Annotated in this window: 7 protein-coding genes and 2 pseudogenes; 5 read left to right on the top strand and 4 right to left on the bottom strand. The window is 61.1% G+C overall.

The window, feature by feature from the left end; genetic code table 11:
- Window positions 1-74 precede the first annotated feature (74 nt).
- Window positions 75-2,435 carry a TonB-dependent hemoglobin/transferrin/lactoferrin family receptor gene (locus AC3IR9_RS10240; protein WP_489295614.1) on the top strand — a complete coding sequence of 787 codons (2,361 nt, stop codon included), beginning with the start codon at window positions 75-77 and terminating at the stop codon, window positions 2,433-2,435.
- Between the two features lie 100 nt (window positions 2,436-2,535).
- On the opposite strand, the gene AC3IR9_RS10245 is transcribed toward AC3IR9_RS10240, so the two are convergent.
- Together AC3IR9_RS10245 and AC3IR9_RS10250 are read right to left on the bottom strand one after the other, a co-directional pair.
- The gene (locus tag AC3IR9_RS10245; RefSeq protein ID WP_489295615.1) at window positions 2,536-2,760 is read right to left on the bottom strand and encodes a hypothetical protein; all 225 of its coding nucleotides are present in this window, start codon (window positions 2,758-2,760) and stop codon (window positions 2,536-2,538) included.
- On the bottom strand, window positions 2,694-3,083 hold the full coding sequence (locus AC3IR9_RS10250) for a TonB-dependent receptor domain-containing protein (RefSeq protein WP_489295616.1): 390 nt from the start codon (window positions 3,081-3,083) through the stop codon (window positions 2,694-2,696). The genes AC3IR9_RS10245 and AC3IR9_RS10250 overlap by 67 nt, the downstream gene beginning before the upstream one ends.
- 162 nt (window positions 3,084-3,245) lie before the next feature.
- On the opposite strand from AC3IR9_RS10250, the gene AC3IR9_RS10255 reads away from it, so the two are divergent.
- Complete coding sequence (locus tag AC3IR9_RS10255) at window positions 3,246-3,785, top strand: fimbrial protein (protein WP_489295617.1); 540 nt, start codon at window positions 3,246-3,248, stop codon at window positions 3,783-3,785.
- A gap of 87 nt (window positions 3,786-3,872) precedes the next feature.
- A pseudogene (locus tag AC3IR9_RS10260) lies at window positions 3,873-4,073 on the top strand (hypothetical protein); the annotation flags it as partial.
- Between the two features lie 1,019 nt (window positions 4,074-5,092).
- Here the strand turns inward: AC3IR9_RS10260 and AC3IR9_RS10265 are convergent.
- The gene (locus tag AC3IR9_RS10265; RefSeq protein ID WP_489295618.1) at window positions 5,093-7,189 is read right to left on the bottom strand and encodes a prolyl oligopeptidase family serine peptidase; all 2,097 of its coding nucleotides are present in this window, start codon (window positions 7,187-7,189) and stop codon (window positions 5,093-5,095) included.
- 198 nt (window positions 7,190-7,387) lie between these two features.
- A complete protein-coding gene (locus AC3IR9_RS10270; RefSeq protein ID WP_489295619.1) occupies window positions 7,388-9,463 on the bottom strand; it encodes a S9 family peptidase in 2,076 nt (691 codons plus the stop codon).
- A gap of 672 nt (window positions 9,464-10,135) precedes the next feature.
- Here AC3IR9_RS10270 and AC3IR9_RS10275 point away from each other — a divergent pair.
- Both AC3IR9_RS10275 and AC3IR9_RS10280 read left to right on the top strand, forming a co-directional pair.
- The gene (locus tag AC3IR9_RS10275) at window positions 10,136-13,252 is read left to right on the top strand and encodes an autotransporter domain-containing protein (RefSeq protein ID WP_489295620.1); all 3,117 of its coding nucleotides are present in this window, start codon (window positions 10,136-10,138) and stop codon (window positions 13,250-13,252) included.
- 110 nt (window positions 13,253-13,362) lie between these two features.
- Window positions 13,363-14,498 (top strand): annotated as a pseudogene (locus AC3IR9_RS10280) (IS3 family transposase).
- Window positions 14,499-14,786: the final 288 nt, after the last annotated feature.

Consider the following 14,786-nt stretch of genomic DNA (forward strand, 5'->3'; position numbering starts at 1 on the left):
GCTCCGCAGCCAGGAACGCCACGGACGACTCCCCGCCCGTGGCGACACCACCTTCCACCACTGCGGAGTCTCCGATGAAACTGAAACCCTCACTGCTGGCCTTGGCCATTGGCACCAGCCTGGCCCTGCCGACACTCACCCGCGCGGCCGCCCTTGAAGCGGACAGCACCCTTGACACCATCCAGGTGACCGAGACGCGCAAGAAATCCGACAACCAGAACGTCACCACACTGTCTGCCAAGACCTTGCGGCAGCAGGGTGCGCAAAGCATGGAAGACGCCATCCGCTACGTGCCGGGGGTCGAAATGGTCGACCTGGGCCGTGCCGGCTTCAACGGCTTCAACATCCGCGGCCTGGAAGCCGACCGCGTCTCCATCACGCTCGATGGCCTCAGCTTCCCGCAGAGCATGGATCCGGGCAGCTACCAGCCATATGAGTTCTTCCGTTCCGGCCGTGGCAGCGTCGATCTGGAAGCGGTCAAGACGGTGGAGATCATCAAGGGTGCCGATGCGATCACCGCCGGCAGCGGTGCGCTCAGCGGCGCGGTGATGTTCACCACCAAGGACCCGGCCGACTTCCTCGAGGCCAGCGGCAACGACAGCTTCGGTTCGGTGAAGTACGGCTATACCGGCTCCAACGACGAGAACATGGGCTCGCTGACTCTGGCCAACCGCACGGGTCGTTTCGAATCGCTTCTGGTCTACACCAAGCGCGATGGCCACGAGACCGAATCCTGGTACGACACCACCCTCAACCGTCTCGGCCCAGGGCGCCGCACGCCCGATCCGGTCGATCGCGAGAACGACAACCTGCTGTTCAAGGTCAACTTCCTGGCCACCGATGCGCAGACCTTGGGCGTGATCTACGAGCGTGCCCGCGCCACCAACGATGTCGACAACTGGACTCGCAGTGATGGCACCGGGTCGTACTTCTTCCGCAGCGCCGAAGATCGCAGCGACCGCGATCGCTACGGCCTGAAATACACCTGGCGCGCCGGCAATGCGCTGTTCGACAGCATGGACGCCACCGCCGATTACCAGAAGAACTACATCCAGGGCCAGACCAACGTGTTGGTGGCCAACGGAACGGCCGCGACCTACGGCACCCGGTGCTCGGCCACGGCGCTGTGCTCGCGCCAGGAGAACCGCTGGGACACGCAGAAGCGCCAACGCGTCGCCCTGGATTTCGACAAGAGCGTCGAAGCCGCCGGCCTGCGTCACGACATCGTGTATGGCGCGGCCCGGCAGCAGGCAAAGATCCACTGGAACTCGGTGGACTCGCGCTGGGGCAACACCGGCACCCTGTTCACCCGCGAAACCGACCCGTCGCTGTGGCCGGACACCCGCGAAACCGATCTGACCGCCTACGTGCGTGACCGCGTGCGCCTGCTCGATGACCGTCTCAGCCTGACCGGTGGCCTGCGTTACGACAGCTACAAGTACACCCCGCAAACATCGGCTGGCAGCAACGGACAGTCCGGTTACAAGGGCGGTGCGGGCAGCGTTGGCGTGTCGAAGTTCTCCTCGCCAACTTGGAATCTGGGCGCCGAATTCAAGTTCACCGACAGCCAGTCGCTGTGGATGCAGGGCGGGCGCGGTTTCCGCGCACCCGGCGTGAATGACATGTACGGCAGCTCGTCCACCACCGAGATCACCCGCGTGTCCGACGGCGCCACCGTCACCGTGCCCGACGGTAGGAGCAACCCGGATCTGGATGCCGAGCGCAGCCTCAATCTGGAACTGGGCTGGCGCTTGCAGAGCGATCGCCTGCGTCTTGGCGTCTCGATATTCCGTGACAAGTACAGCAACTTTATCGATACCGCGCAGTTCGTGGCCGACGAAGGCACCCGGTACCGCAACAACCGGGGCGTTGTCAGCAACGGCTACACCTACACCATGCCGATCAACCGCGGCGAGGTGGAAGTGAAGGGCGTGGAAGCCGAAGGCATGTGGCTGATGGCCGACAACTGGCTGGCCCGCGTGGCTTACTCGTACAACGAGGGCACCGACAACGACGATCAGCCGCTGGCCAGCATCATCCCGGCCAAGGCCGTGGGCGGCCTGACCTACAACGCACCCTCGCGGCGCTGGAGCGTCACCGCCAACATTACCCACCAGCAGCGCAAGGATCCGTCGGATTACGGCAAGAGCATCACCAACGGCAGCTACGGCGTTGAAGTGGTGCCGGTCTATGCCCACAAGGCCCGTGAGTACACTCTGCTGGATGTATTCGGCAACTACGCCATCACTCCCCGGATCAACCTGACGGCGGGCGTCTACAACGTGTTCAACAAGGAGTACTACCTGTGGAACCGGGTGCGTACCGCTGGCGCCGGTACTGCGATCTTCCAGGGCGCAACCAGTCCGGATGGCATCGGTCGCTGGTCACAGCCGGGACGTAATGTCCGCTTCACCCTCAGCTACGACTTCATGTGAACCGTCAAAAGGGTCGTAGGCACCGAGCGCCTGCGGCCCTTCAATGCAGGTGGACGACCGCTCTCATCGCCCCAGGCACAGCAGCCCGGGGCGGCGGGATTCACCACTGATACCGCAGGCTGGCAGTGACGATGCGCGGATAGCCGTAGTAGCACCAGGTCGCGCTGTTGCAGGCTGACACGTACTTCTCGTCGGCGGCATTGGCGGCATTGACCTGCAGGCGCCACAGGCCGCGGTCGTAATGCACGCTGGCATCGATCAGGGTGAACGACGGCGTGTACCAGTCGTTGTAGACATCGCCGTAGATGCCACCGTTGTAACGCACGCACGCACGCACGCACCGAAGCCGAACCCACTCAGCGCGCCGGCGGTGAAGGTGTAGTCAGCGCCGAGCGAGGCGCTTTGCTTCGGCACCAGCGCAATCCGCTTGCCCACCGAAGCAGCATCGGTGCTGCGCCGGACCTTCGCATCGAGGCGGGTGTAGCTGCCGTAAACGCTCAGGCCCTGGCCACTGTTCCAGCGGCCTTCCAGCTCGGCGCCACGCACGCGGGTCTGACTCTGCTGGATCGAGGAAAAGGATCGCTGTTCAGTCGGCAAGAAGGGCTCGGTCAAAGCCAATTCCTCCTCGTTATCGCATGAATAAAGCATGAATGGAGTGATTGCGGGCGGGAGAAATGAGACTTGCGTCGCAATATAGACTTTGCCAACCTTGGCGCGTCGGCCTGAATGCGAGCACCGACCGTCCAGGGGGTGCCTTGTGAGTTGGGTCGAGCCTCCTCCTAAATTTCACTTTTTCTCAGGTTGATTGAATTGAACAAGATCAAACGCTTGGCTGCTCTAATGATCATTTCGGCACCACTCTCCGCCAACGCCGCCGACGGCACCGTCACCTTCAACGGCAAGGTGACCGATAAGACTTGCACCATCGCTACCCCGGGCGGGAAGGACTTCTCAGTCAGCTTGCCCACGGTTGCTGTAAGCAGCTTGAATTTTTGGAAGACGGCTGGACGTACACCGTTCTCGATCAACTTGACCAATTGCAGTCCCGGCAACGTTGCTACCTACTTTGAGCCAGGTCCGACCGTCGACTCCAAAACCGGTTTCCTGATAAATCAAGCTCCGAGCAGCAACCATGCCCAAATGGTGCAATTGCAACTGCTGGGTTCGAACAATGAAGTTCTGCGGATCTTTGCCTCGGGCTCCAACCAAGCGCAGGAAAACTCCCAGTGGGTGACCGTGGCCGCCGACGGGACCGCGAACTTGAACTACTACGTTCAGTACTACGGGTTTCCGAACGTCACTCCAGGTGAAGTAAAAAGCAGCGTCAAGTACACGATCATCTACAACTGATCGTCACTGCACCCGCACTGGCTGATGTACGCGTCGGCCAGTGTTTTGATGTACTGCACGCCCCTTGAGTTTTAGACCGCACCGACGGCTGTCGGTCACGACCGAGCCATCATCAACATCAAGCCCGAGCACGTCGGTGCCTGGCTTAACCTGGATTCCGCGGACCTGGCCGCGCTGTATCGGGTCTTTGATGACAAGCAGCACCCCTTCTACGAGCATGGAGTCTCGGCCCGTAGCGCAGCTGCTCAAGACGCCTGTTCAACTCGGTGGTCTGAACTTCACGGATGAAGTCGTAGAGCTCAGCCATTTGCGCGTGCTGCACCGTGAAACATATGACGACGTTCTTTTCGAGAAGCAGACCCGATAGGTGGGCGGGGAACGCCGAACTTCCGGCGTCTGTGGTCAGGGTCAACTCGACCCTGAGGTGATCTGACGCAAAGGTGGACTCCATGCGAAAGCTCGAGATGGACCAAAAGTCGAATTCACCATATTCTCCGGCCATGCCTCCCTCCGCCGACTACCAAGGCTTCCGCACTGCTCCGATCCCATCTGGCTGAGGCTAGACGGGGAGGGTTGGGTGCTGTGATAGAACGGGCTACAGATTGCCTGTGTCATGCCTGCCAAGGAGCAGGGTTTGGGCGTACATCTAGACGTTCGGAGGATGTGGCAGACGAAGGATGCGCGGGCGGCCAGCACGGGCAGCGGAAGCGGCTACACAGAATGCTGGTGCGCGACCAACCTCTACCCAGACTGCGGGCAGCCGTGGCTCGGATGGTGGACAGGACGCCTATCGAGCCGCCACGACCGATGCCCGGCCTGCCGCTAACCGGCAAAGAGCTGCAGGCCTAGCGTCTGTCGAAGCGACTGCAGGCGCTACCTCGAAGTGAAGGAAGTGTTCGATTCCCCCCAGTCGCAATCATTGGTCGTGCGCTCAGTTGCCGCTAACGGTCCTTCTTCCCACCGAAGTCGATTGTTTGGTCGTTCCGATGTCGATCGGACGACCAGACTTCTGTGCTGCGGCACTTGCTTTCCCTGGCTGCGACTTGAGCGGGGAGATCCTTCACGAGAGCTGAGTCGCGGCAGGTTTGGTGAAGCGCCGAGTCATCGTAGGTAGCGCAAGCCGTTAGGACGGCACCAATGATGAGTGCAGCTGCAGGGACGACAAATTTCATTTCACTATTCTCGCTTTTTTCTCTTGATTTGGTCGTGCTCTACAGTTGGTGAGACCATTTTCAAGCATCGACATGCTGCTAAAAAACTCCACAAACAACGTCGTCGTTTCACGACGTTGTTTGAATGAAATTAGCTTATTTGCCGCCCAACCGCTCCCACAGGAAGCTGTAGGCCAGTGCGGACATGTGCGCGGCCTGCGCGTTGTTGGCCGCACCGCCATGACCGCCTTCGATGTTCTCGTAGTAGGTCACATCCTTGCCGGCATCGATCATCTTCGCGGCCATCTTGCGGGCGTGGCCCGGATGTACGCGGTCATCGCGGGTGGAGGTGGTGAACAGCACCGGCGGGTAGCTCTTCTTCGCGTCGAACAGGTGGTACGGCGAGAAGGTCTTGATGAACTCCCAGTCGCTGGTGTCCGGGTTGCCGTACTCGGCCATCCACGACGCGCCGGCCAGCAGGTGGCTGTAGCGCTTCATGTCCAGCAGCGGAACCTGCACCACCACCGCACCGAACAGCTCCGGGTACTGGGTCAGCATGTTGCCGGTGAGCAGGCCACCGTTGCTGCCGCCCTGCACGCCCAGGTGCTTGGCAGAAGTGATCTTGCGGGTGACCAGATCCTGGGCAACGGCGGCCATGTCTTCATAGGCCTTGTGACGGTTCTGCTTCAGCGCCGCCTGGTGCCAGCGCGGGCCGTACTCGCCACCACCACGGATGTTGGCGACCACGTACACGCCGCCCTTCTCCAGCCAGGCGCGACCCATGCCACCGGAATACGCCGGGGTCAGCGAGATCTCGAAGCCACCGTAGCCGAACAGCAGGGTCGGGTTGGAGCCATCGAGCTTCATCGCCTTGTCGTGCACCACGAAGTACGGCACGCGGGTGCCGTCCTTGCTGGTGGCGAAGTGCTGTTCGATGACCTTGCCGTCGGCATCGAAGAACGCCGGCATGGTCTTCAGCACTTCCGGCGCCTTGCCGATGTCGGCGATGGCCAGGGTGGTCGGGGTCAGGTAGTCGGTGGCGGTCAGCCACACTGCATCGCTGTCATTGCTGTCGACCGCACTGACGCCCAGGGTGCCGAAGGCCGGCGCGCCGACGAAGTCGCTCTTCTGCCAGCCCTTGGCGGTCGGGGTCAGCACCGACAGGCGGTTCTTGACGTCGTCCAGCACGTTCAGCACCAGGTGGTTCTTGGTCCACGAGGCACTGGCCAGCGAGGTGGTCGCGGTCGGGGTGAACAGCACCTCGAAGTCGCGCTTGCCGGCCATGAAGTCGTCCAACCGGGTGGCTAGCAACGAGCCGGAGGCGTACGTCCTGCCACCCACGGTCCAGGGTTCACGCGGCTGCAAAGTCAGCCACTGCTTGTGCAGGCCCTTCTTGGCCGAGTTCGGTGCATCGATTATGGTCAGCTTGCCATCATCGCCACGCAGGTAGAGCTCATTGTTGTAGGCAGTCAGGGCACGGATGACCAGGTTGCGCTCAAAACCTGGGGTGTCGTCGTGTACTGCTACGATGCGTGTGTCCTCCACCTTGCCTTCATAGACCAGGCTGGCCGCGGACATCGGCGTGCCACGCTTCCATAGCTTGGCCACGCGCGGGTAACCAGAGGTGGTCATCGAGCCGGTACCGAAATCGGTGTAGACGAACACGGTGTCGCGGTCGATCCAGCTCAGGCCGCCCTTCGATTCGGGGCGGAAGAAGCCGTCCTTGATCCAGCTCTTGCTGGCCAGGTCGAACTCGCGGGTGACATCGGCGTCGGCACCGCCGCGCGACAGCGCGATCAGGCAGCGGCTGTAGTCCGGACGCAGGCAGTCGGCGCCGTGCCAGACCCAGTTTTCGTTCTCGGCCTTGTTCAGCGCATCCAGGTCGAGCACGGTCTCCCAGGTCGGCGAGGCCTTGCGGTACTCGGCCAGGGTGGTGCGGCGCCACAGGCCGCGCTCGTGCTGCTTGTCCTTCCAGAAGTTGTAGTAGTAGTCACCGATCTTCTGCACGCCGGGAATCTTGGCGTCCGAGTCGAGCACCTCGCGGATGCTGGTCTCCATCTGCTTGAAGGCCGGGGTCTGCGCCAGGCGCGCCTCGGACTTGGCGTTCTGTTCCTTGACCCAGGACAACGGCTTGTCGCCGGTGACGTCCTCCAGCCAGGCGTAACGGTCGGTGTCTTCAGCGGCCACGGCGGTACCCACCGAGGCAGCGGTCATCATGCCGGCCAGCAGGCAGGCGGAAGAAAATCGCAGCATTGCAGCTCCAGAGAGATAGTGGTCGCTTGGCGCCATCGTGCCTATCTGATGTGCCAAGCAAATGGTCAAGTTGGGAAAGCTTGTCGTTGCGGCGAACTGCCCAAGCCAACAAGTCGACAGAAGTTCGCGGAGAGCTTCAGACACAGAGAGTGGAGGTGCCGGGCTGACTGCTCCACTTGTCAGCCTTGGAGTTGTTTCCTAGTTGAGAACCTTTCGTTCACCACTTTTCAATGCGAGCGCTAGCTCTGGGATGTCCTCGGCACCCACAGGAACGGTAATGCTCGACCCACTCAACGCCGATCCGATGGGTTCAGATCGTCCGCCAAGGCACTTCGACAGGAAGGTCTCAGCGACAGCGGTGAAGGCAGTCGAGTTCTCCGCGCGAACGAAACCGTGCCCCTCATCAGGGAATAGAAGGTAGGTGACCGGAATGTTGCGGACCTTCATCGCTTGAACGATCTGATCGCTCTCGGCCTGCGGAACCCGCGGATCGTTGGCACCTTGCGCAATCAGCAGCGGTCGGCTGATCTGGTCTGTGCGATGGATCGGGGAGCGCGCAGCCAAGAGCTTTCGTCCCTCGTCGGTTCGAGCATCGCCGACGCGTCTTGCCAATTGTTCAACGAAGCTTGACCAGTGAGCCGGAGTGCTGGCAATCAACGTTTGCAGATTGGACGGACCAACCACGTCGACGCCGCATTTGAAGGTGTCCGGCGTACTCGTCAGGCCCACCAGCGTTGCATACCCACCATAGCTCCCACCCATGATGGCGACGTCCGAGCTGGTGGTGACACCTGTGTCGACGGCCCACTGTACGGCGTCGAGCAGATCGTCATGCATCTTCGCGCCCCACTCGAGATTACCCTTGTTCACGAAGTTCTTGCCAAAGCCGGTCGAACCACGGAAGTTGACCTGCAACACTGCATAGCCGCGGTTGGCAAGCCATTGCACGTGTGAGGAGTAGCCATACTTGTCTCGATCCCACGGGCCACCATGGACCAGAAGCACCATTGGAGATGGTTGCTCAGGACTTCCGTCAGCGTTGAGATCGGCGTGCTTAGGCAGCGTGAGATAGCCAACCAAGGTCAGTCCATCGCGGGTGATCAACTGTTTTGGCCATTGAGGTGCAAGCGGCTTGTTGTCCAGTTTAGGGCGGCTGGAAAAAAGAGGGGTCAGCGTCCCATCGGCGCTGCGATCATATCGATAGAAGTGTTCGGGCTCCTGGGGAGATGAGTAGGACACGATCCAGGTGCGGTCATCATCTGTACGCGCTGACAGGGAAATGTCCCCAGGGCCCAGCTCCCTGAGCTTGTTGAAATCGGTGGCGAAGGAAGGGACGAGTGGAACCCACTTCTCCCGCAGGTAGTTGGAGGCGGCAGCCTGCGCCGAATCTCTGCTTGGGGACAGGATGACGTCAGTTACGTCCGCTTTGGGGTCTTCATGCAGAAGCGAACGCTTGTTGGTGCTGAGCTCCACAGAGAACAAGGCCGTTGTGTTCCTGTCTCGTGAATCAAACAGATAGGCAATTTTGCCATCTTCGCTGATGCCGCTGTAACCCGTCGTCAGCGCATCTTCGAAGGGGACAGTGTCCATTGCTTCCCACGAGCCGCTGGCAGAACGCCACAACACATCGAAGCCGCCGTCATCGCGTGCACGCGTTGCGAGGCGCGGAGTGAAGTCATTATCGGTGACGTAGCTTCGGAAGTTCTGATCATTTCGCTCCACTAGCGTACGAGTTCCACTGGTCAGGTTGACTCGATACAGGTCGTGCCATTGCGGGTCGCGATCATTCATTCCGATCAGCACCTCTTCGGGATGCGAACGGCTGATGCCAATGATCGTTGCTTGGATCTTTTCGAACGGGGAGATGTCCCGCTGTTCGCCGGTGGCAACGTTGAGCGCGAAGACGTGATAGTTCTCGTCGCCACCGTTGTCGCGAACAAAAAGGAGGGTGCCGGGAAGGTGGGACCAGGTATAGGAACTGATCCCACGCGACCGATCCTGAGTCACCGCTCTAGCCTCTGCTAAGTTGTCGGCCGGCGCAATCCAGACATTTGGGACCCCGTCGCTGGGCGCCACCCAACCGATATAACGGCCATCGGGGCTGATCGTTACCTCGGTGCGTTCTGGATTGCTGAAGAGCGCGTCTCTGGGGATCAGCTCTACATCGCTCAGCTTGATTGACTTCACGGCTTCGCTTCGTGAGGGCTCTCCGGCTTGTGGCGTGCAGCCGGCAACGGCAAAAGAAAGTGCAGTAATGGCGGCGATACTTCGCACGTAGAGTCTCCAAGGGGAAGAGGAACTGAAGAGGAGTCCGACACTTGATTTCCTTCACTGCAGCCGGGCCGAAAGCTCTCAAGTGAAGATCTTCCGGCAGGCAGAGAAGAGATACCGCTCCGCGAAGCCGTTTACATGTGATGAAAGTCACGTTTTTGTCGTTGAGGCGCATTCGGCCTCCGGACGTCTTCCCAAGCCATAAGTGGTTTGGCCGCCGTCGGCAGCCCTTTCCTCTGCCCGTCGAAGTCTGGGGGCAAGGTAATCGGGCACTTTTGCCGAACCAATTCCGGCTGTCTCACAGTTTCCTTGGCGAGGTCTGGGCCGGCGTGGCCTCGGGGCTGGGGGGAAGGGCCCTCAGAGCCGTTAACGCGTAGCTGATTCACGGGTCGCATGTTGTGACCAAGGACACGTTGCGCGCCCTTGGGTGCAATGTTATATCGTGACACCGGAGATCTTATGCAGTGCTCGTCTTGGACAAACAGCCCCCTCTAGGGGACTGGCTGCTGTGCTGTGCTCAGCTTCTGAGCCGCGTGGGTTCTCGTCCCCATTTTCTCACTGGCGCTTGGGAGGAGACGCAATCAGTTGCTGTGCAAAAAGCGCCACCACAAGCCTTAAGGGCAGTCCTTATGACGATGCGGCCCTTACCCTTCTATAGCCCTCAGGAACAAATGAATGAAGAGCATTGCCTTTTCACCTCGATTCCGCCGCCCCTGCCTGCTCGACGCTGCCATCTGTGTCGCGTTGACTACAGCTACGTTGCCGACCGTCGCGTCGGCATACACTTTCCACGTCAATGGTGATCGAATCATCGCGACGGGTGGTGTCAACTATGATGATCACACAAGGTTGCGCCAGGTACTGGATGCGGTGGCGAGCAACGGCAAGGTCATCAGCCAGGTGGTGTTCCGCGACAGCCCTGGCGGCGATTCGGCCGCGGGTCGAGGGACCGGCGAACTGCTTCGCCAGCGCGGGATTACCTCGGTCTTCCAAGGGAAGTGCATCTCAGCCTGCGGCACCAGCTTCATTGGAGGCGTCGAACGTCGCATCGCCAACTACGACCTTCCCGAGCTCGATTCCCGCTTTCCTGACAATATTTTCATGATTCATGGCAGCACCAGCGGAGACGGCAAGGTGGTGCCGATCGCACAGCAGGTGTCAGACGAACACTATGCCAAGATGATGCAAGGCGTCGCATCACCGGAAGCCATTGCGCGCGTGGTGGGTGCCATCAACGGCATGCTGGTTCCCTACGACTCATTCCTCTACTACTACGATCCGAAGACTGGCAAGCCTGCGCAGTTCTGCCCCACCAAGGACAATTGCACCGTCTATGATGGTGTAGACATCCTCAGCGACCGGATCATCACCAACGCGGAACGCGTTGACCTGTCCGCTGACTATCTCCGCGTGGCGGGAAGCGTGCGTGGTGATCTGAATCCCAACTTCTATGCAGGGCAGTATGAGTACGCGTCCGGCCTTGGTGCGGACGGCTACGGTGCGGCCCCGTTCGACGCAGCTAAGATCGCCTCGGGTGATGTCTTCGGCATGATCCGGCTTGAACGTGGCGGCACATGGCTGGCTGATACGTCCAGCGGGACAGAGATCCTCTGGGCGGAGGCTGGAAACGTGAATGTGACCAGCGGCGCCCGCTTGGTCACGCTGCACACCATCGTGGGAGCAGCAGGCGCCGTGACGCTTCAGGGCGGGCAACTGAAAGCTGAGAATACAACGGTCTCGGGCCTGCTCGGCATTGGCGCTGGCGGTGAGCTGGACAACAAGGCGGCGGTTCTGGTCAATAAGGGGGGGCGGGTGGCGATGGCCGGAGGGACCATTAAAGCCCAGTACACGATCCTGAATCCGGGATCGCGATTGGAAGGCCATGGAACCATTGCAGCTACCAGCTTTGTGGACTTCCCGAACGAACCCGACTATGCCTGGAATGCTCCGACAGTGACGCAAGTAGCCGTGAGCGGTGGTGATCTCCATCCGCAGGGCGGGCAGCTGAAGGTCGATGGCCTTGTGTTCTTTGGCAAGGGGGGGAGATTAATGTTCAACATCACCCCGGAAACACGCCAGGCTGGCCTGGCGCTGGGTGAATTCGAAGTACATCGCTGTGGGAGTTTCCTCAACTTCTTCGAGTGCGGAAATGGACCGGCCGTCACGGCGCCGGGTTTCCTGATCGGCGGCACCGTAGGCAAGCTCGCTCTGGACATCGCACCGGGGTACTACCGGCAGGATCTTTCGATTCCCCTTGTGGACGGACGCATCTATGGCAGGAACGAAGGTATTCAATTAGTCGGCAAGCTGTTGAACGATCGCGACAGTGAGTTCGATGCTAGCGTGCCGCAGCTGCAGCCCGGCCAGGTGGCCTTCACTCGTGCCGAGCGCCAGGACGATTCAGGCTACAGCGTCGATCTGACCAGTGCCGATGCGGCGCAGCGCAGGTTCCACCCGCGCAACAATTCGCTGCTCAGCTTCAGCATCAGGCAGATGGGGAATGGGATCTGGGCGGTCGCCAATCCTGCTTTCGATGATGTCTCGCTGTTCGCCAACGCCGCATCGGGCGCAGGTCTCGGAGAAGCATTGAGGACGGCGGCATCACAGCCTGCTTCGGCGCTGCATCCGTTGCTCGGCATCCTGCAGTTCGCTGACCGCGATGTGATCGCACAGCAAGCCGGTGCACTGCGCGGTGATGGCCACGCCAGCCTGCGCCTGGCCGACAACGCGCTGGTTGGCAGCATTGGCAGCGTGGTGCAGCAGCATCAGGCCGCACGACGCAGCGGCAGCGGTGACGCCGGCGGCTTGGCGGCACAGGCTGCGCAGGCGGCTTCGGCGCAGCCCGGCATGGCCAATGGCAGCCTGTTCAACCAGTTGGCGATGCACCTGGTGGAGCCGGCGGGGGCGGGCGGTGGCAACACCAGCTTCGGCGGCGAAGCACCACGCAACCACGGCCTCTGGGGCCGCGGCTTCGGCAGCCATGGCCGCATCGACGGTGAGGGCGGCGTGGCCGGCCTGAGCCATACCGTCGGCGGCATCGTGCTCGGTGCCGATACGCAGCTGGCCGATGACCGGGTGACCCTGGGCGTCAGCGTTGCCGCCGCCGACATGTCGACCAAGGGGCGTGATGGTTCCGGGTTCACCGGCGACGTGCGCGCACTGGATGTGGGCGGCTACCTGGATGCCACCTACTCGCTTGGCTACCTCTCGGCCTCGGTGCGCTACACCGATCTGCGCCACGACACCCGCCGCAGCATCGAGGGCATCGACGGCCTGCAGGGCCCGCTGCGTGCCAAGTACAACAACGATGCGATCTCGGCCCGCCTGGAGCACGGCTTCTCGTTCACCACCGCCAAGGGCGTGGTGATCCAGCCGCTGCTGCCGGTGGTCGACTACGCGCGCACCTCGGCCACCCGTTTCAATGAAGGGCAGGGTGCTGGCGCGCTGGTCGGGCGTGGTGACAGCCTGGAAAGCATCCGCGTCGGCGCGGGCCTGCAGTTGTTCAAGACCTTCGAAGGCAACAACGGCGAGCGCATCACCCCGCGCGCGCGCGTGGTCTGGCAGAAGGAACTGGGCGACACCCAGGCCCGTTACAGCACCGGCTTCGCCGCTGCGCCGGACCTGGTGTTCGGTGCCAGCAGCCAGACCGTGGGCGAGCAGGTGCTGGCCTGGAACCTGGGGGTGACCAGCCGCGCCAGCGATCGCCTGTCGGTGATGGTCGACTACGTGGGCGAGCGTCGCGACGGCCAGCTCCAGAACGGCGTGATGCTGGGCCTGGGCTATACGTTCTGATGTGATGAACCACCCCGTCTCCAAGGATGGGGTGGTTCCGTTCCAGCCTCTGAATCACCCCGACTTTCCTAGACACCTTGCAGCCATAATTCACAGCTCTAGTGGTGTCTATGAGCAGCAAGCGATACACGCAGGAGTTCAAGGTTGAGGCGGTCAAGCAAGTCACTGACCGCGGACACTCAGTCGCCGATGTAGCAAGCCGGCTCGGCATATCGATCCACAGTCTCTATGCCTGGCGAAAGCAATACGCCAATCCATCATCCACGCATCCGGCGGCAATCGATCAGGCGTCCAAACTACGACGGGGGAAGTCGGAGTTGCGGCGGGTGACCGAAGAGCGAGACATCCTAAAAAAGGCCGCAGCGTACTTTGCCAAGCTGTCCGGGTGAAGTACGCGCTCATGCTCGATCATGAGCAGCAATTCCACCTTCGATGCACGTGTAAGGTGTTTGGCCTGCATCCCAGGGGGTACTACGCCTGGCGGAGCGCCCCGATGTCACCAAGGCCCAAGGATGACATGCGTGTCCTGGGCCTGATCAAGCAGTGCTGGCTGGAAAGCGGCGGCGTGTACGGCTACCGGGATATCTCCCGTGATCTGCGCGACTTGGGTGAATCGTGTGGCAAGCATCGGACGGCGCGATTGATGCGACAAGAATGTCTGCGGGCCCAGGCAGGCTATTGCCGCCGGCTGGGCATGCGCGGAGAGAAGCCGGCTATCGTCGCCAACAATCAGCTGGCGCGTTAGTTCGATCCGAGCATCGCCAATCCGGCATGGGTGACCGACATCACCTACATACGAACGCACGAGTGCTGGCTGTACTTGGCTGCGGTACTGGATCTTTTTTCAAGGAAGATCATAGGCTGGGCAATGCAATCGACGATGCACGCCGACCTGGTGCTGCAAGCCTTGATGATGGCCGTATGGCGATGGAAGCCGCCCGCCGGGATGCTAGTGCATTCCGATCAAGGCACGCAGTTCACTGGACACGACTGGCAAGATTTCCTGAAAGTGCATGGACTGGTCAGCAGCATGAGCCGGCGAGGCAACTGTCACGACAACGCGGTCGCCGAGAGCTTCTTCCAACTTCTCAAACACGAGCGCATCAAGCGCCGGATCTACGTGACTCGCGAGGAAGCAAAGTCCGACGTCTTCAACTACATCGAGATGCTCTATAACACCAGGCGACAGCACGGACACAACAACGGGCTGTCTCCGGTAGGGCTCGAAAAGCAGCAATCAAAATGAGATTTCGGGGTGTCTACAGAAGCCGGGGCGATTCAGCGCGATCAGCACTTGCACCGTGATAGCAGTTGTCACCCCTTGCCCCAGTCTTCATCGGGCCCCTCGCTTGGGGCTTCGTCATCCTCAGCAGCCGACGCGGCTTGAACGCTTGACCCGCCCCAGTTCCTTCGCTCCTATCTGGGCCGCGTCTGGCCTGCTGCATCTGCTCCAGGGCTGGGGGGCATGTGGGAGTGGGCGGCTGGGGCTGGAATCAGCCCGTGGCAAGCCTCAGACGGACCGTCTTGATTTCAC

The organism is Stenotrophomonas sp. GL_101 (genome assembly GCF_057835675.1).

What these genes read in the sequence shown, in the direction of transcription:
- AC3IR9_RS10240 (WP_489295614.1), top strand. Translation starts at nt 75, where the DNA reads ATGAAACTGAAACCCTCACTGCTGGCCTTGGCCATTGGCACCAGCCTG.
- AC3IR9_RS10250 (WP_489295616.1), bottom strand. Translation starts at nt 3,083, where the DNA reads ATGCTTTATTCATGCGATAACGAGGAGGAATTGGCTTTGACCGAGCCC.
- AC3IR9_RS10265 (WP_489295618.1), bottom strand. Translation starts at nt 7,189, where the DNA reads ATGCTGCGATTTTCTTCCGCCTGCCTGCTGGCCGGCATGATGACCGCT.
- AC3IR9_RS10275 (WP_489295620.1), top strand. Translation starts at nt 10,136, where the DNA reads ATGAAGAGCATTGCCTTTTCACCTCGATTCCGCCGCCCCTGCCTGCTC.